We start from the raw sequence: 24,744 nt of genomic DNA, 5'->3' as shown, positions 1-24,744 counted from the left end.
GGTGAGCGCGGGTGAGGCCCGGGTGGTGGCCGGCAAGGCCGTACCGCGCGGGGCGTTTCCCCACGTCAAGGTGGCTCGCGGCTTCGTCTTCGTCTCCGGTACGTCATCTCGCCGGCCGGACAACACCTTCGCCGGGGTCGAGGTGGACGAGTTCGGCACCACCGCCCTGGACATCCGGGCGCAGACCCGGGCGGTCATCGAGAACATCCGCGACCTGCTGCGCTCCGTCGGCGCCGAGCTGGCCGACCTGGTCCAGGTCACCAGCTACCTGGTGAACATGAACGACTTCGGCGGCTACAACGAGGTGTGGGCGGAGTTCTTCGACGCCACCGGGCCCACCCGGACGACCGTGGCCGTGCACCAGCTGCCGCACCCGCACCTGCTCATCGAGATTCAGGCCGTGGCACTTCTCCCCCCAGGAGGTCAGTCGTGAGCGAGATCGCCGAGCCGTTCAGCTTTCCCGGATGGATCGCGGAGAACCAGCACCTGCTGAAGCCCCCGGTCGGCAACAAGGAGATGTTCCCCGGGGGGGACGACTTCATCGTGATGGTGGTGGGCGGGCCGAACCAGCGCACCGACTTCCACATCGACCCGTACGAGGAGTTCTTCTACCAGGTCAAGGGCAACATGCACATCAACCTGATGCTCCCGGAGGGGCCGCGTACGGTGCACGTGCGCGAGGGTCAGATGTGGATGCTGCCCCGCAACACCCCGCACTCGCCGCAGCGCCCGGAGCCCGGCTCGATCGGCGTGGTGGTCGAGCGGATCCGGGAGGAGGGCACCCTGGAGAAGTTCCAGTGGTACTGCGCGGAGTGCGGCTACAAGGTGCACGAGGTGGAGTTGCAGGTGCGCGACATCGCCGCCGACCTGCCCCCGGTCTTCCAGGCCTTCTACGCCGACGAGAACGCGCGTACCTGCGCCAACTGCGGCGCGCTGCACCCGGGCAAGGGCTGATGGCGGAACCCGTCCGGGGCCTGCCGGGGCAGGCGCGGTCCCCGGTGGTCGACGTGCACACGCACGTCGTACCGAAGGGGTGGCCGGACCTCGGCGCCGCGTGCGGTGGGTCCGACTGGCCGTGGCTGCGGATCGACTCCGAGCGCGCCGCCATGATCATGGTTGGCGAGACGGAGTTCCGGCCGGTCGGCGCCGAGTGTTGGGACCCGTCGACCCGGCTGGCCGACATGGACGCCGACGGCGTCGACGTGCAGGTCGTCTCGCCGACCCCGGTCTTCTTCAGCTACGACCGGCCTGCCGACCAGGCGGTGAAGGTGGCCCGGATCTTCAACGACCTCACGCTGGCGGTGACCGAGGCCGGCGGGGAGCGGCTGGTGCCGTTCTGCCAGGTGCCGTTGCAGGACCCGGACGCCGCCTGCGCGGAACTGGACCGCTGCCTCGTCAACGGGCACGTCGGCGTGGAGATCGGCAACCACGTCGGCGACCGCGACCTGGACGACGAGGGCGTGGTCACCTTCCTGCAGCACTGCGCGCGGGTCGGCGCCCCGGTCTTCGTCCACCCGTGGGACATGCCGGGCGGTCCTCGGCTGGACCGGTGGATGGCCCGCTGGCTGACCGGGATGCCGGCCGAGACCCACCTGTCGGTGCTGGCCCTGATCCTCGGCGGCGTCTTCGACCGGGTGCCACCCTCGCTGCGGATCTGCTTCGCGCACGGCGGCGGCAGTTTCCCGTTCTGGCTCGGCCGGGCCGAGAACGCCTGGCACCGCCGAGGCGACCTGGTCCGTGGCGCCTCGACCGCGCCACCCAGCTCCTACCTCGACCGGTTCAGCGTCGACTCGGTGGTCTTCGCCACGCCCGCGTTGCGACTGCTGGTGGAGACCATGGGGGAGGACCGGGTGCTGGTCGGCAGCGACTACCCGTACCCGCTGGGCGAACGCCCGGTCGGCCAGGTGGTGCACCAGGCCGACTTCCTCACCGCCGAGCAGCGCGACAAGCTCCTCTCCGGCAACGCCCGCCGCTTCCTGTACGGCTGACGGCTGGCGTCCCGCCCTCCGGGTCACCCTGAGACCGAGCGCAAGCGGGCGGGTCGGGCGATCTGCCCGGGCGGGCCGGCGCGTGACGAGTGCGAGCGGTCGGTCGTCCGGGCAGGATGAGGTCATGGCCGAGCCGCACGACCTGACCGCGCTGGAGCAGGCCGCCGCGATCGCCCGCGGCGAGCTGTCCAGCGCTGAGCTGGTCGCGCACCAGCTCGGCCGGGTGGCCGCCCTCGGCGACACCGTCGGCGCGTTCGTCACTGTCACCGCCGACCTGGCCGCGCAGGCCGCGGCGGCGGCGGACGCGGTCCCGGCCGGGCAGCGCGGCCCGCTGCACGGCGTGCCGACCGCGATCAAGGACCTCACCCTCACGGCTGGGGTACGCACCACCTTCGGCTCGGCCGCCTTCACCGACTTCGTGCCGCCGGTCGACGCCGACGTGGTCCGCTTCATGCGGGCCGCCGGCCTGATCAGCCTCGGTAAGACCACCACCTCAGAGCTGGGCTGCTCGCTCTACTCGGAAGGGCTGGTCGCGCCGCCGGCCCGCAACCCGTGGGACCTGACGTACACCGCCGGCGGCTCCAGCGGCGGCGCGGCCGCCGCGGTGGCGGCCGGGCTGGTGCCTGTCGCGCAGGGGTCCGACGGCGGTGGGTCGCTGCGCATTCCGGCCGCACTCTGCGGCCTGGTCGGCTACAAGCCCAGTCGGGGCCTGGTCCCCGGCGGCCCGCTCGGCTTCGGCGCGTTCGGCCTGCCCACCCACGGCCCGATCGGGCGGACCGTCACCGACGTCGCCGCCCTGCTCGACGTGCTGGCCCAGCCGATGCCCGGCGAGCCCTACCTGCCGCCGGTCCCACCGCCCGGTGGCTACCTGGCGGCGGCCCGCGAAGCGGCGCCGGGCCGCCTGCGGATCGGCCGGTTCACCGCACCGATGCTCGCCGAGGAGCCCGTGCACCCGGACTGCGTCGCCGCCGTGGACCGGGCCGCCGCGCTGCTCACCGCCGCCGGCCACGAGGTGGTCGAGGTGCCACCGCCACTCGGGCCCGCGGCGTGGCCGCTCTTCGAGGTCGTCTGGTACGTGCTGGCGCTATCGCCGGTGCCGCCGGAGCGGGAGAGCCAGCTGCTGCCGCTCACCCGCTTCCTCCGGGCCCGGGGCGCCGAGGTCTCCGCCGGGACGCTCTCCGCCACGCTGGGCGAACTCCAGGCCCAGGTACGCCTCGGCGCCCGCCGCACCGCCGGCTGCGACCTGCTGCTCTGCCCCACCCTCGCCGCCCCGCAGGCGCCGGTCGGCTGGTTCACCGCCGGCGGCGATCCGGCGGCCGATTTCGACCGGCAACGCCGGTTCTCGCCGTACTGCGCCATCTTCAACGTCAGCGGCGAACCGTCCGTCTCGCTGCCGGTCGCGGCCACGGCGGCGGGGCTGCCGGTGGGAGCCCTCCTGACCGGCCGGTACGGTGACGACGCGCGTTTGATCGCCACGGCTGCGCAACTGGAGCACTTCAGTGGCGGATGGGATCACCACCCCGCAATCTGGCGGGCCGTCGACTCCGCTAACGTGAATGGCAGCGGGGTCGGGCGGTCGACGCGTTGACATGTCCACCCGACCTGGATGCTTAAGGTCTCTTCTTCCGCCTGGGGGCGTTGGGATTGTCTGTTACCGACACGTTGCTGGTCTTCGTCGGCATCCCGGCGGCCGCCGTACTGGTGATCGGCGGCCTGGCGTACGCCAGTAGCCGCGGCCGCGGTGGGGGCGGCAGCGCGAAGCGCTACCGGCCGGGCCGACCCTTCGACTTCACTCCGGTCTGGTTCCTGGCCCGTCCGGAGCAGCTGGCCGACTCGGCCGGCACCGCCCTGGCAGCGGGCGCGCAGGCGCCCGCGCTGTCCAGTCGCAAGCAGGAACAGGCTGACCGGGAGGCCCCGGCCAGTGGAACCGGAGGCGCAAGTGACCGTTGGTGAGACGCAGGCCGCTACCGGCAACCCGCCGGAGATGTCGGACGGCCCCTTCTCGACCCGGCAGCTGCTGCGCATCGACGAGGCGCTCCGCCTGGCCGACCACGGCACCGGCCTGGTCTTCTCGATCTTCGTCGGCGGTCTCGACGAGCCGATCCGGGAGCACGCCGAGCGGCTGCACCGCCAGCTCGCCGACCCGGACAAGTCGGTGCTGATCGCGGTGTCGCCCAACCAGCGGCAGCTGGAGATCGTCACCGGCCGGCACGCGCGCAAGCGCATCCCCGACACGTACGCCAAGCTCGCCGCGCTCTCCATGGTCGGCGCGTTCAGCGGGGGCGACCTGGCCGGCGGCATCATCAACGGCCTCGACCAGTTGGCCAGCCACGCCGGCAAGGGCTGACCCACTCCCTACGACGAAGCCCGGCCCGCGCACTCGCGGGCCGGGCTTTTTCGTGCCCGGTGCTGGTGCGCACGAATTGGATGAGGGGCGCTCGCGGCAGGCAGAGTGGCGCCGACAACGGCCCGGGGCCGGCGAGGGCTCGCACCCTCGCCGGCCCCGGGCCGGTCACTGCCGATCAGGCGTTCTGCGCGGCGTCCTTCGCCCGGGCACGCAGGGCGCGGACGACGCCGTCGCGCCCCTCCGCCACCAGCCGCCGCAGCGGGGCCGGGTGCCCCTCCTCGGCCAGCCAGGCGTCCGTGGCCGCCACCGTGTCGTCGTCCACCTGGTAGGCGGGGTAGGCGAGCTGGGCGAACTCCTGCGCCGGCTCGCTGTCCCGGCTGGCCCACACCTGGGCGACCGCGGCGAAGTACTTCTCCCGGTAGGGCGTGACCAGCTCGACCTGGGTGGGATGCACGAAGCCCTGCAACAGCGCCCGGTGCCGCCAGTTCGGCAACGCCTCCGGGCCGGTCAGCTGGGCCCAGACGGCGGCCTTGTTCTCCGCGGTCGGCGCCAGCGCGTGCACGTACGCGGCCTCCCGCTCGCCGCTCGCCGTCCGGTCGTTGGCCAGCTCGGCCTCCACGTCGGCCGGCCCGGCCGCCCCGTTTGCCACCAGCGCGCCGAGCACCCCCCAGCGCAGCTCGGTGTCGATGGTCAGCCCGGCCGGCACCTGGTTGCCGTCGAGCCAGCCACGCAGCGTGGACAGATCCTCGCTGGAGCGGGCCGCCGAGGCGTACGCCCGAGCCCAGGCGAGCTGGAAACCGCTGCCCGGCTCGGCGGCGGCGAGCGCGGTCTTCGCGGTGCGGGCCAGATCGGCCCAGCCGATCGGCGCCCAGGCCGGGTCGGCGTAGAGGGTGAGCGTCGTGGTGGCCTGCCGCAGCGTGGCGGTGACCAGGTTGATGTCGGACTCCGCGGGCAGCCCGGCCAGCACCAGCGCCACGTAGTCCCGGGCGGAGAGCTCGGCGTCGCGGATCATGTCCCACGCCGCGGTCCAGCAGAGCGCCCGGGCCAGCGACGACTCGAAGCCGCCGATGTGCTGCACCACCGTGGACATCGACCGCTCGTCCAGCCGCAGCTTGGCGTAGGTGAGGTCGTCGTCGTTGAGCAGCAGCACGTCGGCCGCGGGAACGCCGGACAGGTCGGTCACCTCGGTGCGCTCTCCGGCGACGTCCACCTCGTAGCGCTCCCGGCGGACCAGCCGCCCGTCGGTCAGGTCGTAGAGGCCGACGCCGATCCGGTGGGTGCGCAGCGTCGGGTAGCCGCCCGGCGCCTCCTGCCGGACCACCACCTGCTGGTAGTTGCCGTCCGGGCCGATCGTCACCTCCGGACGCAGCGTGTTGACCTGCGCGGTCTCCAGCCACTGGGCGGCGAACTTGCGCAGCTCCCGTCCGGAGGCCGCCTCCAACTCGGAGAGCAGGTCGTCGAAGGTGGCGTTGCCCCACGCGTGCTTGCCGAAGTAGGCCCGCAGGCCGGCCACGAACGGCTCCTCGCCGACGTACGCGACCAGCTGCTTGAGCACGCTCGCGCCCTTGGCGTACGTGATGCCGTCGAAGTTGACCTCGACGGCCTCCAGGTCCGGCATCTCGCAGTAGACCGGGTGGGTGGAGGAGAGCTGGTCCTGGCGGTAGCCCCAGTTCTTGCGGATCGACAGGAAGGTCGTCCACGCGTCGCCGAACCGGGTCGCGTGGGTGTTGCACCAGTGGCTGGCCCACTCGGCGAACGACTCGTTCAGCCACAGGTCGTTCCACCAGCGCATGGTGACCAGGTCACCGAACCACATGTGGGCCAGCTCGTGCAGGATCGTGTTGGCCCGCTGCTCGTACTCGAAGTCAGTGACCTGCGAGCGGAAGATGTAGTGCGACTCGGCGTGCGTCACGCAGCCGAAGTTCTCCATCGCGCCGGCGTTGAAGTCGGGCACCCAGAGCTGGTCGTACTTCGGCAGCGGGTAGCGCACCCCGAACTTCTCGTGGAAGAAGTCGAAGCCCTGCTTGGTGATGAGGAAGAGGTCGTCCGCGTCCAGGTACTGGGCCATCGAGGCCCGGCAGAAGACGCCCAGGTCGATGCCGTCGTGGCTGTCGCGCACCTCGTGGTAGGGCCCCGCGCACAGCGCGGTGATGTAGGTGCTCATCCGGGCCGACTCGACGAAGTGGACGAGCTTCAGACCCTCGCCGGCGGGCTCCTCGCGCTCCACCGGCATGTTGGACACCACGCGCCAGTGCTCCGGCACGGTGGCCCGCCAGGTGTAGACGCTCTTCAGGTCGGGCTGGTCGAAGCAGGCGAACACCCGCTGCGCGTCGGCCGTCTCGAACTGGCTGTAGAGGTAGGTCTCGCCGTCGACCGGGTCGACCGTGCGGTGCAGGCCCTGGCCGCTGTTCGAGTAGCCGAAGTCGGCGTCGACCACCAGCGTGTTCTCACTGTCCAGCCCGGAGAGCACGAGCCCCTTCTCGGCCGACCAGTCGGCGAGGTCCACCGGCGAGCCGTTCAGCGTCGCCGAGCGCACCGACTCGGCGGCCACCTCGATGAAGGTGCTCGCGCCCGGCTCGGCACAGCGGAACCGCACCTCGGTGGTGGAGCGGAACGTGCGGCCGTCGGCCGCCTGCACCGCGGTCGACAGGTCCAGACTGATCTCGTACCCGGTCACCTCGAGCAGACGGGCCCGCTCGGTCGCCTCGACCTGCGTCAGGTTGCGCACTCCCGGCACTGTTCGTCTCCATCCCACTCTCGCCGTACGCCGCGGCGGCGTCGTCCGCCGGCCGCTCGTGGCGGTCGGCCCGGAACCGAGTCTTCCATGCACCGGCACCCCGCGGTGGCCGAGGTCACGCTCTCATTCCGCTGTCGATCGACGGTTTCCGGGGTGAAGATCGGGGTTGGACGCCGCAGGCGTGGCGTCACCCGTCGCGAAGGGAACCTCACCGTGACCGATCGTGTCACCGCCGACATGTGGTTCGACCCGGCCTGCCCCTGGGCGTGGATCACGTCCCGCTGGCTGCTCGAGGTCGAGCAGGTCCGTGACGTGGACATCCGCTTCCACGTGATGAGCCTGTCCGTGCTCAACGAGGGCCGCGACGAGCTGCCCGAGGACTACAAGACCTTCCTCAGCACCGCCTGGGGCCCGGTGCGCGTCTGCATCGCCGCCGAGCAGCGGTACGGCGCCGACGTGCTCCGCAAGCTCTACACCGCGTTCGGCACCCGGATCCACCTCGGCAAGGAGGAACGGGGGCCGGAGCTCTACGCCGCCGCGCTGACCGACGCCGGCCTGGACCCGGCGCTGGCCGCGGCCGCCGACAGCACCGACTACGACGAGGCGCTGCGGGCCAGCCACGAGGCCGGCATGCGCCCGGTCGGCCAGGACGTCGGCACCCCGGTCATCCACGCACCCGGCCCGGACGGCAGCCCGGTCGCGTTCTTCGGTCCGGTGATCACCCCCGCTCCGAAGGGTGAGGCCGCCGGTCGGCTCTGGGACGGCGTGCTGCTGGTCGCCGGCACGCCCGGCTTCTTCGAGCTCAAGCGCAGCCGTGAGCTCGGACCGATCTTCGACTGACCCACCGGCCCACCGATCGACAGACCCACTGACCGGCCCCGACCCAGCGTCGGGGCCGGTCAACACCCGTGACGGCGTGATTAACCCCCGTCACCGCTCCGCTTCGACCTCGTTTGGCCCGATGTCCGCCGCAGCGATTCGCAACCCGCAACCTGCAGCTCGTGGAGGCATCCCGATGGCGAAGCACCGCCGCACCCCCGGTGAAGATCTGCTCAACCGGGAGGAGGCGGCCGACACCCCGGCGTACTGGTCGGTCGACGACTCCCGTTGGCCCGCGCTCCGACCCGACCTGCCCGCGGACGTGGCCGACCTGCTCGCCCCGCCGATCGTGGTGGGCGTGGCCCGGGTGGCGCCGACGTCCCGGCTGACCCCGCCCGGAACCGCCGATCCGACCTTCCGGCTGCCCCCGTCCACCGCCACCGAGCCGGCCCGGCCGGCCCCGCCCGGCGTCGCCAACGCGGCCCGGTCGGCCCAGCCCGCGCCCGGCCCGGCCCGCTCGGCCCCGCCCGGCGCCGGCAACCCGGCCCGGCGGACGCTGCCCACCCCGGCCGGTCGTGGCCCGGCCGGTGGTCCGGTGAACACCGGCCGGCACCGCCGCTCGGCCGAGCACGCCGGCTGACCGTGCCGGACCTCCGGCCGGCCCGCCCCTTTCATCTGGTGGACGCCGCCCCGGGTCCGCGTCCGGGTCGGCGCGGGCGACGGTAGCGTCAGCGGTCATGACGGTCGTGCACCCGATCAACCGGGCCTGGATCACCACTGGCGGCACCGGCGCGCAGAACTACGACGAGTTCGCCGACGACGCGGAGATCACCGCGATCATCGAGGGGAACCCGCACAGCGCCCTCGGCATCGAGATGCCGCACCGGGCGCCGGAGAGCGTCGGCAAGTCCTTCCTCGACGCGCTGCCCGACGCGGTCGCCCGGCTCGCCGAGGCGAAGGCCGACGGCAGCTACACCCCCGCCGAGCAGGTGGTGGTGCTCTACCGGATCAGCGCCCCGGGTGAGGAGCCGGCCTACGGACTCTTCGCGATGGTGGACACCGACCAGATCTCCACCCGGGCCGACGAGCCCGGCCTGGTGATCCGCAACGAGGACGTCTTCATCGCCAAGGTGCGCGAGCGGGTCGCCCTCGCCGAGTCGCTCGGGCACCTGCTCTCGCCGGTGCTGCTGCTGCAGACCGGGCGCGGCGAGGAGCTGCACGAGGCTCTCGCCGCGGCCGCCGAGTCGGCCGGCGTGCCCGCCGCCACCGACACCGACCAGGCCGGTCGGACCCACGCGATCTGGTTGCTCGGCCCCGGCCCGCGACAGGACGAACTGACCGCGTTGGCCGGCGGCGGTGAGCTGGTGGTCGCCGACGGCAACCACCGCAGCCTCGCCGCGCAGACCGGTGGGCTGCCGCGCTTCCTGGCAGTGGTCACCACGCCCCGGTCGGTGGCGATCCAGCCGTACAACCGGCTGGTCAGCGAGTTGACCACCACCGGGCCGGAGCTGCTCGACCGGCTCCGCGCGGCGGGCGCGGCGATCACCGGGATCGACGGCCCGGTCGAGGTCCCGGCGGCCGGCGGCACCGTCCACCTCCGCCTGGCGGGCCAGGGGTACGCGGTGACGCTGCCGAACGTCGACGGCGACCGGCTGGAGAACCTCGACCACGCCCTGGTCGAGCGGCTGCTGCTGCGCGACGCCCTCGGTCTCGACCCGGGCGACAAGCGGATCACCTACGTCGGCGGCGACTACCCGGCGAGCTGGCTGACCGGTGAGGTCGACGCCGGCCGGGCCGAGCTGGCCATCCTGATCGCCCCGGTGACCGTGGACGACTTCGTCGCGGTGAACCTGGCCCGGGAGAAGATGCCGCGCAAGAGCACCTGGTTCACCCCGAAGGCGCGCGGCGGCCTGGTGGTGGCCGAGCTCGCCCGCTGAGCTGTGACCAATCCGCCTCGGTGGCGCCGCCCGCGCGGCGCCGCCGTCGGCGGCCTGAAAGACTGCGCGGTATGCGCGTCTACCTGGGATCCGACCACGCCGGTTACGAGCTGAAGGTGCACCTGGCCAACTACCTGGCCAAGCAGGGGTACGAGGTGGTGGACGTCGGGCCGCACGGGTTCGACCCCGACGACGACTACCCGACCTTCTGCCTGCACACCGGCGACCGGGTGGTGGCCGATGCGGGCAGCCTCGGTGTGGTCATCGGCGGCTCCGGCAACGGGGAGCAGATTGCCGCCAACAAGATCGAGGGCGTGCGGGCGGCGCTGGCCTGGAACATCGAGACCGCCCAGCTCTCCCGTCAGCACAACGACGCCAACGTCGTCGCCGTCGGCGCCCGCCAGCACACCCTGGACGAGGCGACCGGCATCGTCGAGGCGTTCCTCGACACGCCGTTCTCCGGCAACGAGCGGCACGCGCGGCGGATCGCCCAGGTCGCCGCGTACGAGCAGTCCCGGGAGCTTCCGCCGCTGCCGTGACGGCCGCCGGCTGACCCCCGCCACCCGCCTCGGGAGTGCCGGGCGGGGGTCAGCGCGGCGAGCGGGGCAGGTCCTCGCGGGGCACCCAGTTGCGCCGGACCACCACCACCCGGGCCTCGGCCGCGGCGAGGTCCTCCTCGTCGGGCCGGGCGGCGTCCCGGGCGCGCAGGGCGGCGCTCAGCCCCACCTGCGACGACCCCGAGCCGACCAGGCCACGCAGCCCGCGTTCGCCGTCCCGGTCGTCGCCGACCGGCCCGCGGCGTCGGGGCGGCTCGGCCCCGTCGTGCACCCCGGCCGTGCTGACCGAGTGCCCGTCGGTGCCCCGGGCCGCCGGATCGCCCTCGGCGTGGTGCCGCAGCCGCCGTCGCCGTCGCTCCGCATCACCCATCAGCCGACCGTACCCCCGTCGCCGCCGCGCGTCGGCGGCACCGCTCGGGCCGGTGCCGGACTCGGCGACCGATTTGCCGGGTGGCTACCCTCGGAAACAGACGGCGGACGGTGGTGCCGTCGGTCAGGGGGAGGAACGAGAGATGGCGGACCAGACACAGCCCTGGGCGGAGCGGACCGTCGAGGTGCCGCCGCAGCCCGGTGTCGGGGTGCCACCGCAGCGGGACGGGTTCCGCCGGGGCGTCGCCCCGGTCGGGCAGCCGCGGACGCCGCGTACCGAGCCCTTCCCCGTGGTCGGGCAGGAGCCCACCGGGACCGGCTGGCCGGAGGGGCCGACACCGCGCCGGCCGATGAGCTGGCACCTGGCCCAGCTGCGCCGCGGCGGCGAGTGGAGCGCCGCGGGCGGGCTCTTCGCCTTCGTCTGCTGGGGGATCTGGGCGATCTCCGGGCAGGGCGACCTGACCGCGCCGCTGCTGATCCTCGTGTTGAGCCTGCTGGTCGCGGTCGGGCTCTTCGCGCTCTCCCGGCTGATCGGGCGGGTGGTCCTCGAGCGGCAGCTGGGTCGGGTCCGGCGCAGCGCCCGGGGCGCGCACCTGGTCACCGCGGTCTTCCTGGCCGGCCTGGGGGTCGCCTGGCTCCAGCAGACCGAGTGGGTCATGTCGGCCTGGAACTGGATCACCGGCCGCTGACGGCGGTACGCCCGGGCGGGCCGGCCACCGCCGCCCGCCCGCGCGCCCGGTCGCGGGTACGGCCGCGACGCCGGTCGTTCTCCACCAGGCCGGGCTGCTTACCCGGCCGGCCGCGGTTCATCCGCGGCCGGCCGGTCCGGTTGCGACCCTCCGGCGGTCAGTGCGTGCCGCCGTGCCCCTCGGCGTCGGCCCGCGGCGAGGCGACCCGGGCGGCCGGGTCCTCCACGCCCGGCTCGCCGCCGTCCGGCGCGACCACGCCGTCGTAGTTGTAGATCGTCCCGCCCTCGCCGTGCTGCTTCGTGGTCCGGATGTAGCGATGGAACAAGCCGTCGATCTCCAGCTCCACGAGGGCGGCACCGCCCGCGTCGTGGGTGCTGCCGTCCCGAGGCCCGCCGACCAGGTGCGCTGTGCTGTTCGTGTCCATGCCGATGCCCGTACCCGGGTCGCCTCGGCGCAAAACGGACGTCCCCGGACCGGTCACCCGCCGGAACGGCCGGCGGGTGACCGGTGGCGGTGACCCGGCCGCCGATCGGGCGGCCGGGTCACGGGCGGTCAGCCGGCGGCCTGCGCGGCGGCCCAGTCGCGGGCGACCCGGACCATCTCCACCAGACCGCCGGCGTACTCCTGGGATTCGCCGTGCGCCTCCTCGAACGGCGGCTGGAAGCCGACGCCCTCCCACTCGGCGGTGACCGGGTTCCAGCGGTCGTTGCCCACCTCGAAGTCCCAGGCGAAGATGCCGAGCTCGTAGTAGAGCTGGTCCGCCGAGTTGCCGGCGGCCGAGTAGAGCACGTCCGCGACCGGTCCGGTCTGCGACGGCCAGGTGACCGTGCCGCGCTCCTGGGCGATGGCGCCGACGATCCGCCGGGCGCTGTTCAGGAAGAGCGTCGACTCGTCGATCGACGGCCGGGGCAGCGTGACCCGCCCGTCGGCCCGGTACGCCCCCGGCGGCCACATGAAGTACCCGCCGTAGGAGTGCACGTTCATCGCGAACCGGATGTTCGAGTGCGCCTGGGCGAGCGCGATCACGTTGCGGCTCTCCGCCTCGGAGAGCTCACTGGTCCCGGCGTAGGTGCCGGAGAGGCAGTTGCTGCTCGCGCCCACGTACCCGTCGAAGTGCGAGCCGACGGTGTAGTTGCGGTTCAGGTCCACGCCCCACGAGTCGCGGTAGCGCGGGTCACGGTTGGCGCCCGCGCAGTGGTTGACCAGGTTCTTGCGCTGGAAGTTGTAGTCGTGGAAGGAGTAGTTCGCGCCGTCCGGGTTCACCGTCGGGATGACGAAGATGTCCACCTGCTCCAGCAGCTCCCGGGTGGCCGGATCGGTGTGGGCGTTGGCCAGCATCCGCTCCGCGAACTCCAGCGTGACCAGCGGCGTCGCCCACTCCCGCGCGTGCTCCTGGGAGTACGCCAGCACGCCGACCCGGGAACCGTCCCGGTGCACGCCGATGCGCAGCGCCTGCACGGTCCACGCCCGGGTCGGCACCTCCGCGCCCTGTAGCCCGTCGTCCAGCCGGACCGGGCTGACGACCGGCATCGGCAGGCCGGCCGAGCCCTCCTCGACGAAGGCCCGGAACCGGTTCGGGAACCGGCTGCTGATCGCGGCGGCGACGTCGTCGGTGCTGCTGGTGATCTTGCCGGCTCCGTCGGTGGCCAGCGAGACGGTCAGGACCCGGTCCCGGTAACCGACCGTCAGGGCGCGACCCGGTCGACCCGGGTCGACGGTACGCACCTGGACGCCGTTCATGCCCTGGTCGCCGAAGCGCACCGACTCGACCACGACGGCCGCGGCGGCCGGGTCGCCGAGGTACGCCACCGCGGTCCGCCGGTAGCCCTGAGTGCGGTGCGGAAGGTCGATCACGTCGACCAGCCCCGGGTACTGGCGGGCGAGCCGCTTGATCCGGGCCTGGATGTCGACCGGGGTGAGGTAGGCGTCGATGAAGTCCTTCTGGTAGCCGGCGGGAAGCGGCGGCGGGGTGGCGCTCGGCCAGGGCGCCGGGGTGACGACCCGGCTGACCCCGCCGAGGCTGGACGTCGCGGTCACCTGCACCGGCCGGTTCGGCACCGGCTGGGGGAGCGCGTAGTGGTACTGGTACTCGCCGGAGTCCTCGAACCGGAACAGCGGGAAGGACCCCGTCGCCCCGTCGGCGGTACGCCAGTTGACCGTGATCTCCACGTCCGGGTCGTCGGTGGCGGTCGTCGCCACCTGGGTCTGCACGAAGGTCTGGCCCCCGGTGCTCCACCAATACGCCTGAAGGAAGTGCAGGGTGTCCACGGCCGCCGCGGCGCCGGCCGTACGCTGCCCGGCGGTCGGAGCCCGCAGGCCGGCGGCGGTGCGCTGCTGCGCGGCGCGGACGCTCTCCGCCAGGTGTCGGGCGCCGTCGCCCTCGCGCTGCACCACCCGCAGTGCGGTGGCGCCCTGCGCGGTCAGCTCGGCGAGCTGTGCGCCGCTCAGCACCAGGTCGGCGAGGATCCGCCCGTCCGCGGAGCGGGGCCGGTTGGCGAGGTCGGCGCCGCGGGCGACGAGCTGGTCGAGCTGCGCCTGGTCGCGCAGCTGGACCCGGATCACCGCGGTCTCGCCGCTGGCCAGGGTGACCGTGGGTGGTGGTGCGGCTGGCGCGGCCGCGCCGGAGCCGGGATGGGACAGCACCGCGCTGAGCAGGATCGCTGTGGTGGCGGCAGCCGTCCACCGTCGTCGGACGATCATGTGCCCTCCTGACGGACATCGATGTCACGGGTGCTACCCACACCAGTGCACAGATCGACAACTGTCAAGCAGTTGGCTTCCGGTGGCGGCGTTTCGAAGGGTGGGGCCGGGGAACGCGCGCTGCCGTCACCGACCCGGTAGTCGCGAAGGAGCGCCATGTCCGCCATGTCCGCCCTGCCCACCCGGGAAGACCCGCGCCTGACGCCGGTGCTCGCCAACGACCGGGTCTGCACCGGCGTCACCACCGTCGGCGGACGGGTCTTCCTGAGCTTCCCCGGCGCTGATGAGCCGGGAGTGAAGGTCGCCGAGGCGCTCCCGGACGGCCGGCGGGAGCCCTGGCCGGACGCGTCCTGGAACGCGGCCCACGGCGACGGGGCGTACGTCAACGTCAACGGCCTGCGGGCCGGGCCGGACGCGCGCCTGTGGATCATCGACTCGGGCGCGCCGGGGCCCGGTCAGCCGCAGGTGCCCGGCGGTGCCCGGCTGATCGTCGCGGACCCGGCAACCGGGCAGGTGACGCGGATCTACGAACTCACCGCCGCGGTCGTCGAGAGCAGCTACGTCGACGACGTCCGTTTCAACGGCGGCACCGGCTACCTGACCGACGCCGGGGCGCCGGGGCTGATCGTGCTCGACCTGGCGACCGGCGCGGCCCGCCGGGTGCTCGACGGACACCCGAGCACGGTGGGCCGACGGTTGATCGCCGACGGCGAGGTGCTGCACGGCCCGGACGGCGCCGAGGTCGTCCTGCACGCCGATCAACTGGAGGTGTCGCCGGACGGGCGGTACCTCTACTACCAGCCGGCCTCCGGCGGCCTGTCCCGGATCGAGACCCGCTGGCTGGACGACCCGACGATCGCCCCCGAGACGGTGGCCGCGCAGGTCGAGCCCTGGCTGGACACCCCGACGACCGGCGGCACCGCGATCGACGCGGCCGGCACGATCTACCTGAGTGACGTCGAACGGCGGCGGATCCTCGCCATCTCGCCGGAACGCGCGGTGACGACGCTGATCGCCGATCCCCGGCTGGTCTGGGTGGATGCCATGTGGGTCGACGCCGGGGGCGATCTCTGGCTGCCCGCCGCGCAGCTGCACCGGACGCCGGGCCTGGCCGGCGGTGCTCAGCGGGTGCGGTACCCGGCCTGGATCTACCGGCTGAGCATCGGCACCGGTCCGGCCCCCAACGACCACGCCTGATCGACGTTGCGGCCGACGACCGCGGCCGCGGTCGTCGGCGGCCATCGGCGTCAGGGGCGGTCGACGGCCTCCGCCCGGTGGGCGAGCCACTCCTGCCGGGTCAGCGCGTACTCGACCTCGCCGAGTTCGGTGCCCGGCAGCGGGTCGTCGAAGTCGAGGTGGAACGTGCGGACGTACCGCAGCCCGACCGAGGCCATGGTGGCTCGCGACGGGGTGTTGACCGTCATGGTCTCGGCGAAGATCCGGGTCAGGCCGAGATCCTCGAAGCCGTGCCGGACCAACTCGCGGGCCCCCTCGCTGGCCAGGCCCCGGCGCCAGTACCGGCGCAGCAGCCGGTAGCCGAGTTCGGCCTGCCCCTCGATCGGGCCCTGGTCGGCGCGCTCCGGCGGTTCGAGGATCCACCAACCGACGAACGCCCCGTCGACGAGACCGGCCCAGAAACCCAGACCGGGCACCTGCTGCGCGGCCGCGAGCCGCCGCCGGTGCAGGGCCTGCACCTCCGCACGGGTACGCGCCGGGCCGAGGTAGCGCATCACCTCAGGGTCGGCGTCGAGCTCGACCTCGTCGTCTAGGTGCTCGTCGGAGAGCGGGACGAGGTGGATCCGGCTGGTTCGCAGCGTGGCCTGGGACATGCGCGGATTCTCGCCCGCGCCGACGGGGCGGAGCAGCCGATTATTCGCCGGCCGGCGCGTCCGCTGAGGGCCTCGCGTTGTCGGCTCGGCTGTGGCGCCTGACTTGTACGGTGCGGGCGTGCCGACGAAGAGGGCCAGCGGCTTGACGACGCTGGAGGGTCATGTCTGGCACGCGTACCTGCTCGGCGCTCGCTCCGTGTTGCGCCGCTTGGGATCCAGGACGCGGGACAAGACCGCCTTGGCGGCGACGTTCGAGGCCGTGTGCCGCGGCGTGATCTCCCGGCTGGGCCAGTACTGTTGCGGCCCGGCCGAGATTCGCCAGTTCGCTGAGCTTGCGGCGCGAAGCCGGCCAAGGGGTACCGCCGGCCTCACGGCCGACGAGGTGTCGCGTGTGATCTTCAGCGAGCTGGACGCCGGGGGGACGGACAACGACATTGCCCCTGCCCACCGGGTGCTGGCCCAGACGGCGATCCTCACCACCACCGTCCGAGAACTCGGTCTGACCCCGAACGAGTTCGACGAACTGGTCAGCGAAGCTGAATCGCGCGCGACGCAGTGGGGCTACAAGCTGACTCCCTACCGCCCGGGACTGCTGATGCGGTGGCGCTTCGAAATTGCCGAAGGCCGGTGGTACGGCTGGCCCTCGGGACGCCAACGATGGAGCGACGAGCGAATGGGGGCGTTCCTGAGCTGGCTGAGGGAGACCAAGCTGGACCCGTGACCGGCGGAGGCATGATGGGGCAGGTGGAGAGTCAGAACCTCAGCCGCGAGGACTACCAATCCGCCTTACGCGTGGGGGAAGCGCTGCGCGAAAGGGGCTGGCGAACGGTCCGCAGCCTTCCGCAGGCGGTGGACGGGTGGTCGGGACTGATCGAGGAGATCCGTGCCGGCTATGACTGGGGTGTGGACGAGTACCGCAACGACCTGTCCTGCCGCGAATGGATCGAACAGGCGCTGCCGTTGCTCACCGAGCCCGTGCGGGCGAACTGGCAAGGCATCGTGGATGAGCTGGACGAGAAGTTTCGCGAGGTGACCGTCGACGACGGTGCGGCCTTCTGGCCGTTCGGCGTGACCGACCGGTGGTGGCTACGGCGCCGGCCCACGGCGCTGGTCGGCGAACTTGCCCGCGACCTGGGCCACTATGAAGGCGATGGGGCTGACCCCGGCTCGCCGGGTGCTCCTGGCGGTGCGACGGCCTGAGATAGGTTCCCGCTGTGACAGCGCCCGAGATCACCGTCGCCACCCCGGAAGACCGTGCACAGGTCATCACCTCGCTGGTCGCCGCCTTCACCAAGGATGCCGTCCTGCGCTACCTCTTCCCCGACGAGGCGACCTATCCGCTCTACGCCGCCGCCTTCTTCGGGCACCTCTTCGACAAGCGGGTGCACAAGGGAACGATCTGGACGATCGAGCACGGCGCGTCGGTCGCGATCTGGGAACCCCCCGCCGCCGAGAACGAGTGGCCGAACGACGATCTCGCCGCCCACCTTCCCGCCGACGTGTTGGCCCGCGTCCGCGGCTACGACGAGGCGGTGCACTCCGCACTGCCGGCCGGGCCGTTCTGGTACCTCGGTGTGTTGGGTACGCACCCGGACAACGCCGGTCGCCGGTGGGGCCACGCCGTCATGAAGATGGGACTGGACCGTGCCGCCGCGGACGGCCTGCCGGCGATCCTGGAGACCAGCAACCCCGACAACGTCGAGGTGTACCGCCGCGCCGGCTGGGAGGTGGTGCACGCCTTCACGGAGCCCCTGCCCACCTGGATCATGCGGCAGTCGACTCGCTGATTTCGGCGTACCGCTGAACGCAAGTCAAGATTCAGACCCGGCGGAACGGAACGGCCCAGGTGTCGCGGTCTACCTGGGCCTTCTTCGGTGGAGCGGGCGACGGGAATCGAACCCGCACCGTCAGTTTGGAAGACTGAAGCTCTGCCATTGAGCTACGCCCGCGTACGCCCCGACACACCCGGGACGCGGACAGCGTACCCAATGCCCTCGCTCCGCACGCAGTCGTGTCCCCCGCGCGCCGCGCCGCCCGCCAAGATCTACACAGCTTCCGGGATGTTGTCGCCTGGAGAGGCGGGGGAGGCCACAACATCCCGGAAGTTGCGGCCTCCAACCGCCCAGGCGCGCGGGGGCCGCGAGCGGCGGGGGAAAGCGGGCGATGTGTCGGGTTGGTGGTGCCCCGGGGCCCGGGCCGGGGTGCGACGGCATACACTTCTCGTCGCCACGGGGTGTGGCGCAGCTTGGTAGCGCACTCGCTTTGGGAGCGAGGGGCCGTGGGTTCAAATCCCGCCACCCCGACTGTCGTCCGCAGCCGGGTCGTCCGGGGCGCCGCCGATTTTTCCCGTGCGGTCCCCGGGCGCTGCCGGAGCGCCCGACCGGCTCGCCTACACTCGATGGGCTGAATCACGCCCAGACTCAACTGAGATCCGTCAAGGAGTACGCCTGTGAAGAGCACCGTCGAGACTCTGAGCCCGACGCGCGTTCGGCTCGCCATCGAGGTGCCGTTCGTCGAGCTCGAGCCGAGCCTCAAGAAGGCGTACCGGGAGATCGGTTCGCAGGTCCAGGTGCCCGGCTTCCGTCGGGGCAAGGTGCCGACCGCCGTCATCGACCAGCGGGTGGGCCGGGGCACCGTGCTCAACGAGGCCGTGCAGGACGCCATCCCGGAGAACATCCTGGCCGCCGTCCGCGAGCACGACCTGAAGACGCTCGGCCGCCCCGAGGTCGAGATCACCGAGTTCAACGACGGTGACTCCCTCAACTTCACCGCCGAGGTCGACGTCCGCCCGGAGATCACCCTTCCCGACCTGGCCACCGTCGAGGTGACCGTGGACGAGCTGCAGATCGACGAGAGCGAGATCGACGAGCAGGTGAAGAACCTGCGCGAGCGGTTCGCCACCCTGAAGACCGTCGAGCGCGCCGCCCAGGAGGGCGACTACGTCCAGATCGACCTGAACGCCACGGTCGACGGCGAGGACGTGCCGGGCGGCTCGGCGAGCAACATCTCGCACGAGGTCGGCAGCAAGCAGCTCCTGCCGGGCCTGGACGAGGCCGTGGTGGGCCTCGCGGCCGGCGACACCACCACCTTCACCACCCAGCTCGTGGGCGGCGACTTCGCCGGCCGGGACGCCGAGGTGGCGGTGACCGTGCGCACGGTCAAGGAGAAGGAGCTGCCGGAGCTGGACGACGACTTCGCCCAGATGGCGAGCGAGTTCGACACGATCGAGGAGCTCCGCAACGACCTGCGCGAGCGGGTCAGCCGGGGCAAGCAGGTCGAGCAGATCTACGCCGCCCGGGACAAGGCCCTGGAGCAGCTGGTCGCCGCCGCCGAGGTGCCGGCGCCGGAGGGGGTCGTCCGCGAGGAGGTCGACAGCCGCAAGCAGGCCATGATCGACCAGCTGGAGCGGATCGGCGCCACCCTGGAGGACTACCTCGCCTCGGAGGAGAAGACCGAGGAGCAGATCGACGCCGAGCTGACCGAGGCGGCGACCGAGGGGGTCAAGGTCCAGCTGCTGCTGGACACCCTGGCCGACGCCGAGGACGTCCAGGTCTCCGACGACGAGTTCGGTCACGAGATCGTGCACCGGGCCCAGCGCGCCGGGATGGCCCCGCAGCAGTACTACGACCAGCTGGTGCGCTCGGGCGCGGCGGCCGCGGTCTTCGGCGACGTCCGGCGCGGCAAGGCGCTCGCTTCGGTGATGGAGCGGATCACGATCAAGGACAGCGCCGGCAACGAGGTCACCCTCGAGGCGCTGCGCGCGGCCAACGAGGCCGAGCACAACCACGAGCACTGATCGTCGGGTGAGGCCGTCGTCCGCCGCTTCCGGCGGGCGGCGGCCACAACCCTTTTTCGGTACGGCCCGAGGGTGGCTGCGCTGAGAGCGAACAGTGCCACGACCGGGACTCTGCTGCCCGGCCCAGCGGTTAGGGTCGGGTAGGACGGTACGGAGAGCGAAGGGCTGCCATGACCGACATGCACATCCCAGCGAAGCCGCTCCGGGCGATCGATGCCCGAGGTGGCGACAACATTGGCAACCTCGACGACTCGGTCTACAACCGGTTGCTCAAGGAGCGGATCATCTTCCTGGGCAGCGAGGTGACCGACCAGGTCGCCAACCGCATCTGCGCGCAGCTGCTGCTGCTCGCCGCGGAGGACCCGGACCGCGACATCAACCTCTGGATCAACTCGCCGGGTGGCTCGGTCTACTCCGGCATGGCGATCTACGACACCATGCAGTTCATCGACAACGACGTCTCGACGGTGGCGATGGGCATGGCCGCCTCGATGGGCCAGCTGCTGCTCTGCGCGGGCACCAAGGGCAAGCGCTACGCCCTGCCGCACGCGCGGATCATGATGCACCAGCCGTCGGGCGGCGTGGGCGGCACCGCCGCCGACATCGCGATCCAGGCGGAGCAGATGCTCTACACCAAGCGGATGTTCCAGGAGCGGGTCGCGCACCACACCGGTCAGGCTCCCGAGCAGATCGAGGCCGACTCGGACCGCGACCGTTGGTTCACCGCCCAGGAGGCCGTGGACTACGGCTTCATCGACAAGGTCATCACCGGAGCCACCCAGGTTCCGGAAGGTGCCGGGACCCTGAGCTGAGGAGCTGACGATGACCGACCTGAGTTTGCCGCCCCAGTTCGCGGCCGTGCACAACCGCTACGTGCTGCCGTCGTTCGTCGAGCGCACGTCGTACGGGGTCAAGGAGTCCAACCCGTACAACAAGCTCTTCGAGGACCGGATCATCTTCCTCGGCGTCCAGGTGGACGACGCGTCGGCCAACGACGTGATGGCCCAGCTGCTGACGCTCGAGGGCACCGACCCGGACCGCGACATCATCATGTACATCAACTCGCCGGGTGGTTCGTTCACCGCCATGACGGCGATCTACGACACCATGCAGTACGTCCGGCCGGACATCCAGACCGTCTGCCTCGGCCAGGCCGCCAGCGCCGCGGCGGTGCTGCTCGCGGCCGGCACGGCGGGTAAGCGGATGGCGCTGCCGAACTCGCGGATCATCATCCACCAGCCGGCCACCGAGGGCGGCTACGGGCAGGGCTCGGACATCGAGATCCAGGCCCGGGAGATCCTGCGGATGCGGACCCAGCTGGAGGAGATGCTCTCCCGGCACTGCAACCAGCCGGTCGACAAGGTTCGCAAGGACATCGACCGCGACAAGATCATGACGGCCGAGGAGTCCCGCGAGTACGGGCTGGTCGACACGATCCTGACCAGCCGCAAGAAGGGCCTGCTGGCCGCCAACGCGGCCAGCTGACCGGTACCGGGTCGGAGGTCGGCCGGGGCGTTGATCCCGGCCGACCTCTGACACACCCGTTTTGGGGGTCGGAGAAACCTCCGCCAGCGGGTAACGTCGGGTCTGTACCGCTTCGCTGGGACGGCCCGGCGGGGTGAACGAGACGGGCGGGGCGCAGCCGCCGCAGGTCATGGCCGGGTCCCCGGCCGGTGAGTGCAGGGAGAACGTAGGTGGCACGGATCGGTGACGGCGGCGACCTACTCAAGTGCTCGTTCTGCGGCAAGTCGCAGAAGCAGGTCAAGAAGCTCATCGCAGGCCCCGGGGTCTACATCTGCGACGAGTGCATCGATCTCTGCAACGAGATCATCGAAGAAGAGCTGGCCGAGTCCGGCGAGGTGAAGTGGGAAGAGCTTCCCAAGCCGATGGAGATCTGCCAGTTCCTCGACAACTACGTCGTCGGGCAGGACCAGGCCAAGAAGGCGCTCGCCGTCGCGGTCTACAACCACTACAAGCGGATCCAGGCCGAGTCGGCCGGCGGGCCGGGCACCGGCGGCGACGCCGTCGAGCTGGCCAAGTCCAACATCCTTTTGCTCGGCCCCACCGGGTGCGGCAAGACCCACCTGGCGCAGACCCTGGCCCGGATGCTCAACGTCCCGTTCGCGATCGCCGACGCCACCGCGCTCACCGAGGCCGGCTACGTCGGTGAGGACGTCGAGAACATCCTCCTCAAGCTGATCCAGGCCGCCGACTACGACATCAAGCGCGCCGAGACCGGCATCATCTACATCGACGAGGTCGACAAGATCGCCCGCAAGTCGGAGAACCCGTCGATCACCCGGGACGTCTCCGGCGAGGGTGTGCAGCAGGCGCTGCTCAAGATGCTGGAAGGCACCGTGGCGAACGTGCCGCCGCAGGGCGGCCGGAAACACCCGCACCAGGAGTTCATCCAGATCGACACCACCAACGTGCTGTTCATCTGCGGTGGCGCCTTCGCCGGCCTGGACCAGATCATCGAGGCGCGTACGGGCCACGGCGGCACCGGCTTCGGCGCCCGGCTCCGGGCGGTCTCCGAGCGCTCGACCGACGACATCTTCAGCCAGGTGATGCCGGAGGACATGCTCAAGTTCGGGCTGATCCCCGAATTCATCGGCCGGCTTCCGGTGATCACGAACGTGCGCAGCCTGGACCGCGAGGCGCTGGTGCGGATCCTCACCGAGCCGCGCAACGCGCTGGTCCGGCAATACCAGCGCCTCTTCGAGCTGGACGGCGTCGAGCTGGAGTTCGAAGAGCCGGCGCTGGAGGCGATCGCCGACCAGGCGATGCTGCGCGGCACCGGTGCCCGCGGGCTCCGCGCGATCATGGAGGAAGTGCTGCTCTCCGTGATGTACGAGGTGCCGAGCAACCCCGACGCCGCCCGGGTGCTGATCACCCGTGAGGTGGTCCTCGAGAACGTCAACCCGACGATCGTGCCCCGCGAGTTCACCGGCCGGCGTGCCCGCCGCGACCGCGAGGAGAAGTCGGCCTGACCGCCGTGCAGCGGGCCCGGCCGTCCCGGCCGCGGCCGGCTGCTGGCGGCGTCCACCCGACCACACGCCGGCGGTCCATGGCCAACGCTGTCCGGGCGCCGCGCGCCCCCGTACGCTGATTTCCATGCGCGTCGCCGTCTGTCAGCTCAACGCCCGGGACGACCGCAAGGCGAACCTCGCCGCCGCGGAGTCGTTGCTGGAGCGCGCCGCCGACGGCGGCGCAGACCTCGCGATCCTGCCCGAGTACGTCGACTACCTGGGCCCCGCGGCGGGGTCGCCCGCGCCGGAGCCGGTCGACGGTGAGGTGGGCCAGTTCTTCGCGGCCGTGGCCCGCCGACTGGGGATCTGGGTGGTCGCCGGGTCGTTCCACGAGGCCGGGCCGGATCCGGAGCACACCTGGAACACCTCGCTGGTCTTCGACCGCGCCGGCGCGCTGGCCGCGAGCTATCGCAAGATCCACCTGTACGACGTGGAGATCCCCGGTCGGGTGTCCTATCGGGAGTCGGCGACGGTGGCCCCGGGGGACCAGCCGGTGACGATCACCGTGGAGGGCGTCCGGGTCGGCCTGTCGATCTGCTACGACCTGCGCTTTCCCGAGCTCTACCGCCGGCTCGCCACCGAAGGCGGAGCCCACGTGCTGGTGGTGCCGGCCGCCTTCATGCTGCATACCGGCCGGGACCACTGGGAGGTGCTGCTACGCGCCCGGGCGATCGAGAACCAGTGCTACGTACTGGCGGCCGGCCAGATCGGCGACCACGACCCGGGGCGAACCTGCTTCGGTCGCAGCATGGTGGTCGACCCCTGGGGGACGGTGCTCACTCAGATGCCCGACGAGCCCGGTGTCGCCTTCGCGGATCTGGATCTCGACCGGCTCGCCACCATCCGCGCCGAGCTGCCCAGCCTGGCCAACCGGCGGTTCTGATTCGTCCGTCGGTCGGCACCGGCCGGATCAGCGCCGAGCTGGCCGTCGCGTCAGCACTGAGCCGGGACCGGGTGAGCCCGGGCCGGCTCCGGGGTGATCGGCGGGTGGCGTCAGCGCCGAGCGGGCACCGGGTCAGCCCTGCAGCAGGACGCCCACCAGGGCGAAGCCGGCGATCGCCGCGGCGGTGACCAGCAGCGCGGTGGTCATCCGGGACCGGCCGCGTCGGGCCAACCGGCCCACCGACAGGACGAGGACGACGAGCACGAAGGCGCCGATGACCAGCTGCCAGAACGGCAGGAGGAGCCCGAGCAGCGCTTCCTCGGCGAGGAGGATCGCCGGCGGCCGGGATACGTCATCCATGCCAGACACTCTGGCACGCCCGGGCGATCCGCGCGGCGCTGTCGGCCGCCCTATCCACATCGGGCGATCGGGTCGGGCCGGTCGTGGGGGTGCCAGGACCGGCGGAGGGGCCACAGTGACCGCCGTTGATTTGCCTTCTCCGGGCCGTCCGCGTAACTTTCTCTCTGCACGGGGGAGGCCGGACAAACCGGCCGAGAACGGGCGCCAGGCTCGCGGCGGAAACGCCAGCGAGGCTGAGACCGGGCGGTGCGGAACACTCCGGGAAACACGGGGTTGCGAACGCGAAACCGACCGGGTAGAGTTCTGAGGCCGGCAGGAGCCGGGCGGATAGCCGCGAAGCGGCGATCGGCCGGTCTGCGGCTTCCCACGACAGCAACGACCGCCGAGCTTCGGCGTGCGTCGACGTGGGTCCGGATCTCACTTCGTTGATCATCTCGGAAACGAGATTGACAACGCGGGTCGGTCCGAGTAGGTTAGAGAGGTTGCCCCGAGGGGCGCTCCGTGAAGCGGGGTTGCTGTTCGGTGTGTGGTTGTTCTTTGAGAACTCAACAGGGTGCTTGATAAGCCAGTGCCAATTATGATTTATACCCCGGACTGGTCGAATCTTTGGGTTTGGCTGGTTGGGATTCCTTTGGCAACACTTTTGTTGTCAGGATGCTGTTCGACAAGTTTTTGTTGGAGAGTTTGATCCTGGCTCAGGACGA

At 71.7% G+C, this 24,744-nt stretch carries 26 protein-coding genes and 2 tRNA genes; 21 read left to right on the top strand and 7 right to left on the bottom strand.

Annotated elements, in window-relative coordinates:
- The first annotated feature begins 1 nt into the window (after position 1).
- The 6 genes from ACIP9D_RS13870 to ACIP9D_RS13845 all read left to right on the top strand — a co-directional run bounded on the left by ACIP9D_RS13870 (position 2) and on the right by ACIP9D_RS13845 (position 4,335).
- Positions 2-433, top strand: a complete 432-nt coding sequence (locus tag ACIP9D_RS13870) for a RidA family protein (protein ID WP_350872065.1) — start codon at positions 2-4, stop codon at positions 431-433.
- A complete protein-coding gene (locus ACIP9D_RS13865) occupies positions 430-954 on the top strand; it encodes a 3-hydroxyanthranilate 3,4-dioxygenase (protein ID WP_350872066.1) in 525 nt (174 codons plus the stop codon). The genes ACIP9D_RS13870 and ACIP9D_RS13865 overlap by 4 nt, the downstream gene beginning before the upstream one ends.
- Complete coding sequence (locus ACIP9D_RS13860; RefSeq protein ID WP_350872067.1) at positions 954-1,988, top strand: amidohydrolase family protein; 1,035 nt, start codon at positions 954-956, stop codon at positions 1,986-1,988. The genes ACIP9D_RS13865 and ACIP9D_RS13860 overlap by 1 nt, the downstream gene beginning before the upstream one ends.
- A gap of 124 nt (positions 1,989-2,112) precedes the next feature.
- Positions 2,113-3,576 (top strand): amidase, encoded by a 1,464-nt coding sequence (locus ACIP9D_RS13855; protein ID WP_350872069.1) that lies wholly within the window; start codon positions 2,113-2,115, stop codon positions 3,574-3,576.
- A 74-nt stretch (positions 3,577-3,650) separates the two neighbouring features.
- Complete coding sequence (locus tag ACIP9D_RS13850; RefSeq protein WP_350872172.1) at positions 3,651-3,941, top strand: hypothetical protein; 291 nt, start codon at positions 3,651-3,653, stop codon at positions 3,939-3,941.
- On the top strand, positions 3,928-4,335 hold the full coding sequence (locus tag ACIP9D_RS13845) for a DUF5130 family protein (RefSeq protein WP_350872071.1): 408 nt from the start codon (positions 3,928-3,930) through the stop codon (positions 4,333-4,335). Before ACIP9D_RS13850 ends, ACIP9D_RS13845 begins: the two co-directional genes overlap by 14 nt.
- Before the next feature lie 175 nt (positions 4,336-4,510).
- Here ACIP9D_RS13845 and pepN read toward each other — a convergent pair whose 3' ends face one another.
- The gene (gene pepN / locus ACIP9D_RS13840) at positions 4,511-7,063 is read right to left on the bottom strand and encodes an aminopeptidase N (RefSeq protein ID WP_350872073.1); all 2,553 of its coding nucleotides are present in this window, start codon (positions 7,061-7,063) and stop codon (positions 4,511-4,513) included.
- Positions 7,064-7,285: 222 nt separating this feature from the next.
- On the opposite strand from pepN, the gene ACIP9D_RS13835 reads away from it, so the two are divergent.
- The 4 genes from ACIP9D_RS13835 (at position 7,286) to ACIP9D_RS13820 (ending at position 10,367) form a co-directional block, all read left to right on the top strand.
- Positions 7,286-7,912, top strand: a complete 627-nt coding sequence (locus ACIP9D_RS13835) for a disulfide bond formation protein DsbA (protein WP_350872075.1) — start codon at positions 7,286-7,288, stop codon at positions 7,910-7,912.
- A 175-nt stretch (positions 7,913-8,087) separates the two neighbouring features.
- Positions 8,088-8,531 (top strand): hypothetical protein, encoded by a 444-nt coding sequence (locus tag ACIP9D_RS13830; protein WP_350872077.1) that lies wholly within the window; start codon positions 8,088-8,090, stop codon positions 8,529-8,531.
- 97 nt (positions 8,532-8,628) lie between these two features.
- Positions 8,629-9,828, top strand: a complete 1,200-nt coding sequence (locus ACIP9D_RS13825) for a DUF1015 family protein (protein WP_350872079.1) — start codon at positions 8,629-8,631, stop codon at positions 9,826-9,828.
- Between the two features lie 71 nt (positions 9,829-9,899).
- The gene (locus ACIP9D_RS13820; RefSeq protein ID WP_350872080.1) at positions 9,900-10,367 is read left to right on the top strand and encodes a ribose-5-phosphate isomerase; all 468 of its coding nucleotides are present in this window, start codon (positions 9,900-9,902) and stop codon (positions 10,365-10,367) included.
- A gap of 49 nt (positions 10,368-10,416) precedes the next feature.
- On the opposite strand, the gene ACIP9D_RS13815 is transcribed toward ACIP9D_RS13820, so the two are convergent.
- A complete protein-coding gene (locus tag ACIP9D_RS13815; protein ID WP_350872082.1) occupies positions 10,417-10,755 on the bottom strand; it encodes a hypothetical protein in 339 nt (112 codons plus the stop codon).
- A 142-nt stretch (positions 10,756-10,897) separates the two neighbouring features.
- Between ACIP9D_RS13815 and ACIP9D_RS13810 the strand changes: the two genes are divergently transcribed.
- Positions 10,898-11,443 (top strand): hypothetical protein, encoded by a 546-nt coding sequence (locus ACIP9D_RS13810; RefSeq protein ID WP_350872084.1) that lies wholly within the window; start codon positions 10,898-10,900, stop codon positions 11,441-11,443.
- A gap of 157 nt (positions 11,444-11,600) precedes the next feature.
- On the opposite strand, the gene ACIP9D_RS13805 is transcribed toward ACIP9D_RS13810, so the two are convergent.
- A complete protein-coding gene (locus ACIP9D_RS13805) occupies positions 11,601-11,867 on the bottom strand; it encodes a hypothetical protein (RefSeq protein WP_350872086.1) in 267 nt (88 codons plus the stop codon).
- Positions 11,868-11,995: 128 nt separating this feature from the next.
- Positions 11,996-14,143, bottom strand: a complete 2,148-nt coding sequence (locus ACIP9D_RS13800; RefSeq protein WP_350872087.1) for a M14 family zinc carboxypeptidase — start codon at positions 14,141-14,143, stop codon at positions 11,996-11,998.
- Positions 14,144-14,299: 156 nt separating this feature from the next.
- Between ACIP9D_RS13800 and ACIP9D_RS13795 the strand changes: the two genes are divergently transcribed.
- The gene (locus tag ACIP9D_RS13795; protein WP_350872089.1) at positions 14,300-15,340 is read left to right on the top strand and encodes an L-dopachrome tautomerase-related protein; all 1,041 of its coding nucleotides are present in this window, start codon (positions 14,300-14,302) and stop codon (positions 15,338-15,340) included.
- A gap of 50 nt (positions 15,341-15,390) precedes the next feature.
- Here the strand turns inward: ACIP9D_RS13795 and ACIP9D_RS13790 are convergent, their stop codons facing one another.
- A complete protein-coding gene (locus tag ACIP9D_RS13790; RefSeq protein WP_350872091.1) occupies positions 15,391-15,972 on the bottom strand; it encodes a GNAT family N-acetyltransferase in 582 nt (193 codons plus the stop codon).
- Between the two features lie 118 nt (positions 15,973-16,090).
- On the opposite strand from ACIP9D_RS13790, the gene ACIP9D_RS13785 reads away from it, so the two are divergent.
- From ACIP9D_RS13785 to ACIP9D_RS13775, 3 genes are read left to right on the top strand one after another with little or no spacing between them, the layout of a single operon-like run.
- Entirely contained in the window at positions 16,091-16,693 is a 603-nt protein-coding gene (locus tag ACIP9D_RS13785) for a hypothetical protein (protein ID WP_350872093.1), read from the top strand.
- Between the two features lie 23 nt (positions 16,694-16,716).
- Positions 16,717-17,172: a hypothetical protein gene (locus ACIP9D_RS13780; protein ID WP_350872094.1), complete on the top strand. Its 456-nt coding sequence runs from the start codon at positions 16,717-16,719 to the stop codon at positions 17,170-17,172.
- Positions 17,173-17,186: 14 nt separating this feature from the next.
- Complete coding sequence (locus ACIP9D_RS13775) at positions 17,187-17,759, top strand: N-acetyltransferase (protein ID WP_350872096.1); 573 nt, start codon at positions 17,187-17,189, stop codon at positions 17,757-17,759.
- Between the two features lie 88 nt (positions 17,760-17,847).
- Here the strand turns inward: ACIP9D_RS13775 and ACIP9D_RS13770 are convergent.
- Positions 17,848-17,921 (bottom strand) — tRNA-Gly (locus ACIP9D_RS13770).
- Positions 17,922-18,201: 280 nt separating this feature from the next.
- Between ACIP9D_RS13770 and ACIP9D_RS13765 the strand changes: the two genes are divergently transcribed.
- From ACIP9D_RS13765 to ACIP9D_RS13740, 6 genes are all read left to right on the top strand, one after another.
- A tRNA-Pro gene (locus ACIP9D_RS13765) sits at positions 18,202-18,275 on the top strand.
- Positions 18,276-18,421: 146 nt separating this feature from the next.
- Positions 18,422-19,768, top strand: coding sequence for a trigger factor (gene tig / locus ACIP9D_RS13760; protein WP_350872098.1), 1,347 nt, complete (start codon positions 18,422-18,424; stop codon positions 19,766-19,768).
- Between the two features lie 170 nt (positions 19,769-19,938).
- Positions 19,939-20,580 (top strand): ATP-dependent Clp protease proteolytic subunit, encoded by a 642-nt coding sequence (locus ACIP9D_RS13755; protein WP_350872100.1) that lies wholly within the window; start codon positions 19,939-19,941, stop codon positions 20,578-20,580.
- A gap of 10 nt (positions 20,581-20,590) precedes the next feature.
- Positions 20,591-21,253, top strand: coding sequence for an ATP-dependent Clp protease proteolytic subunit (locus ACIP9D_RS13750; RefSeq protein ID WP_350872102.1), 663 nt, complete (start codon positions 20,591-20,593; stop codon positions 21,251-21,253).
- Between the two features lie 209 nt (positions 21,254-21,462).
- A complete protein-coding gene (clpX, locus tag ACIP9D_RS13745) occupies positions 21,463-22,758 on the top strand; it encodes an ATP-dependent Clp protease ATP-binding subunit ClpX (protein ID WP_350872104.1) in 1,296 nt (431 codons plus the stop codon).
- A gap of 124 nt (positions 22,759-22,882) precedes the next feature.
- Positions 22,883-23,680 carry a carbon-nitrogen hydrolase family protein gene (locus tag ACIP9D_RS13740; RefSeq protein ID WP_350872106.1) on the top strand — a complete coding sequence of 266 codons (798 nt, stop codon included), beginning with the start codon at positions 22,883-22,885 and terminating at the stop codon, positions 23,678-23,680.
- Positions 23,681-23,812: 132 nt separating this feature from the next.
- Here the strand turns inward: ACIP9D_RS13740 and ACIP9D_RS13735 are convergent, their stop codons facing one another.
- Entirely contained in the window at positions 23,813-24,040 is a 228-nt protein-coding gene (locus ACIP9D_RS13735; RefSeq protein WP_350872108.1) for a hypothetical protein, read from the bottom strand.
- Between the last annotated feature and the right edge of the window lie 704 nt (positions 24,041-24,744).

The organism is Micromonospora sp. NPDC093243, assembly GCF_044753725.1.
Classification (GTDB): domain Bacteria; phylum Actinomycetota; class Actinomycetes; order Mycobacteriales; family Micromonosporaceae; genus Micromonospora.
This window is presented reverse-complemented; position numbering and strand designations above follow the sequence as displayed.

Excerpts from the sequence above, each read along its gene's own strand:
- ACIP9D_RS13860 (WP_350872067.1), top strand. The coding sequence starts at position 954 with ATGGCGGAACCCGTCCGGGGCCTGCCGGGGCAGGCGCGGTCCCCGGTG.
- ACIP9D_RS13855 (WP_350872069.1), top strand. The coding sequence starts at position 2,113 with ATGGCCGAGCCGCACGACCTGACCGCGCTGGAGCAGGCCGCCGCGATC.
- ACIP9D_RS13830 (WP_350872077.1), top strand. The coding sequence starts at position 8,088 with ATGGCGAAGCACCGCCGCACCCCCGGTGAAGATCTGCTCAACCGGGAG.
- ACIP9D_RS13825 (WP_350872079.1), top strand. The coding sequence starts at position 8,629 with ATGACGGTCGTGCACCCGATCAACCGGGCCTGGATCACCACTGGCGGC.
- ACIP9D_RS13820 (WP_350872080.1), top strand. The coding sequence starts at position 9,900 with ATGCGCGTCTACCTGGGATCCGACCACGCCGGTTACGAGCTGAAGGTG.
- ACIP9D_RS13815 (WP_350872082.1), bottom strand. The coding sequence starts at position 10,755 with ATGGGTGATGCGGAGCGACGGCGACGGCGGCTGCGGCACCACGCCGAG.
- ACIP9D_RS13810 (WP_350872084.1), top strand. The coding sequence starts at position 10,898 with ATGGCGGACCAGACACAGCCCTGGGCGGAGCGGACCGTCGAGGTGCCG.
- ACIP9D_RS13805 (WP_350872086.1), bottom strand. The coding sequence starts at position 11,867 with ATGGACACGAACAGCACAGCGCACCTGGTCGGCGGGCCTCGGGACGGC.
- ACIP9D_RS13800 (WP_350872087.1), bottom strand. The coding sequence starts at position 14,143 with ATGATCGTCCGACGACGGTGGACGGCTGCCGCCACCACAGCGATCCTG.
- ACIP9D_RS13795 (WP_350872089.1), top strand. The coding sequence starts at position 14,300 with ATGTCCGCCATGTCCGCCCTGCCCACCCGGGAAGACCCGCGCCTGACG.
- ACIP9D_RS13790 (WP_350872091.1), bottom strand. The coding sequence starts at position 15,972 with ATGTCCCAGGCCACGCTGCGAACCAGCCGGATCCACCTCGTCCCGCTC.
- ACIP9D_RS13755 (WP_350872100.1), top strand. The coding sequence starts at position 19,939 with ATGACCGACATGCACATCCCAGCGAAGCCGCTCCGGGCGATCGATGCC.
- ACIP9D_RS13750 (WP_350872102.1), top strand. The coding sequence starts at position 20,591 with ATGACCGACCTGAGTTTGCCGCCCCAGTTCGCGGCCGTGCACAACCGC.
- ACIP9D_RS13740 (WP_350872106.1), top strand. The coding sequence starts at position 22,883 with ATGCGCGTCGCCGTCTGTCAGCTCAACGCCCGGGACGACCGCAAGGCG.
- ACIP9D_RS13735 (WP_350872108.1), bottom strand. The coding sequence starts at position 24,040 with ATGGATGACGTATCCCGGCCGCCGGCGATCCTCCTCGCCGAGGAAGCG.